This is a genomic window from Salifodinibacter halophilus (assembly GCA_012999515.1).
GTDB classification, from domain to species: domain Bacteria; phylum Pseudomonadota; class Gammaproteobacteria; order Nevskiales; family Salinisphaeraceae; genus Salifodinibacter; species Salifodinibacter halophilus.
Genome location: JABEEB010000537.1, coordinates 1 through 247, shown reverse-complemented (window position 1 = coordinate 247; position 247 = coordinate 1). Strand labels below are relative to the sequence as shown.

Sequence of the window (247 nt, the reverse complement as noted above, 5' to 3'; positions counted from 1 at the left end):
GGCCGAGCCTTCGTAGCCGGTGACCATGCGCACCGCGCCGGGCGTGCCCCACTGGTCGAACACCGTGGTGTAGAAATAACCGTCCTTGTCGAGAATGCGGTGCAGATAGTCCGCGCCCCAGAACGCTTCGTCCTCGACCTGCGCCTGCAAGCCATGCGCGGCGAACAAGGCCTTGCGCGCGTGCGCGCCATAGGCCAGCACCCACGCTGCCATCGACGCCTGCTGCGGATTGAAATGATTGGCGTAG

The 247-nt window shown here is 65.2% G+C and carries 1 protein-coding gene; it reads right to left on the bottom strand.

Annotated elements, in window-relative coordinates; all coding sequences use genetic code 11:
- On the bottom strand, nt 1–247 hold a 247-nt coding region (locus HKX41_12750; protein NNC25004.1), incomplete at both ends, for a glycosyl hydrolase.